The sequence below is a fragment of the Vibrio sp. 10N.286.46.A8 genome (assembly GCF_041470165.1).
GTDB classification, from domain to species: domain Bacteria; phylum Pseudomonadota; class Gammaproteobacteria; order Enterobacterales; family Vibrionaceae; genus Vibrio; species Vibrio tasmaniensis_A.
In genome coordinates this window covers 8882-9345 of record NZ_JBFRLX010000260.1, presented here as the reverse complement: position 1 = coordinate 9345, position 464 = coordinate 8882, and the positions used below count along the sequence as shown (strand labels likewise).

General features: G+C 42.7%; 1 protein-coding gene and 1 pseudogene. Both read left to right on the top strand.

The features are described 5' to 3' along the window. A pseudogene (locus AB4232_RS20850) lies at positions 1 to 192 on the top strand (tRNA (adenosine(37)-N6)-methyltransferase TrmM); the annotation flags it as partial. Between the two features lie 107 nt (positions 193 to 299). Next, positions 300 to 464, top strand: a 165-nt coding sequence (locus tag AB4232_RS22780) for a DEAD/DEAH box helicase (protein ID WP_408063622.1), incomplete at its 3' end; no start/stop codon positions are given.

Below are 464 nucleotides of genomic sequence, written 5' to 3'. Positions count from 1 at the left end.
GGTTGGTACCTAGCAAAGCGCCTTGATGTGAAAACAACCGACAAAAAACCGCCAAGCAGAATCCTGTTTGAACTATCTAAAGATCCTGTTAGCGAGCAAGATTTGCAGCGTGAATCGCTTACGATCCATCACGATGGCGGTTATAGCGAGGCATTTATTGCCCTTACTAAAGATTTTTATCTCAAGATGTAGCAAATACCATGTGATCCTAATCACTAATGCTTCTATAATGTCCGACTACTCTTTTTTATCGTCTGCTTTTTGAGGCAGAAACATTTATTGCTTGTGGAGAAACAACAGTGATCAGAACCTTTGCAGAACTCGATCTAAACCAAGAGCTGCTTAAAGCAATTGACGAAATGGGCTACGAACGCCCAACACAGATACAAGCTGAAGCAATCCCACAAGCGTTAGATGGAAGAGACGTTTTGGCTTCTGCGCCAACAGGTACTGGTAAAACAGCA